The organism is Pseudoduganella danionis (assembly GCF_009720775.1).
Lineage (GTDB): Bacteria > Pseudomonadota > Gammaproteobacteria > Burkholderiales > Burkholderiaceae_D > Rugamonas > Rugamonas danionis.
Window position 1 is genome coordinate 1 of sequence record NZ_WNKW01000046.1, and the last position, 255, is coordinate 255.

Annotated in this window: 1 protein-coding gene; it reads right to left on the minus strand. The window is 58.4% G+C overall.

All coding sequences use genetic code 11. The features are described from left to right. Positions 1-255: EF-Tu/IF-2/RF-3 family GTPase (locus GM655_RS23410; protein ID WP_267874325.1), on the minus strand; the 255-nt coding region annotated here is incomplete at both ends.

The following is a 255-nucleotide window of genomic DNA, read 5'->3' on the forward strand; positions in this document are numbered from 1 at the left end:
GCAGTTTGCGGAACATTTCCACGCCGGTGCAGGTGGTTTTCACGGTGTCTTTGATACCGACGATTTCGATCTCTTCGCCGACTTTGATGATACCGCGCTCAACACGACCGGTTACCACGGTACCGCGGCCCGAGATCGAGAACACGTCTTCTACTGGCATCAGGAAGGCGCCGTCCACTGCGCGCTCTGGCGTAGGGATGTAGCTGTCCAGTGCTTCGGCCAGTTGCATGATAGCCTGTTCGCCCAGAGGACCGG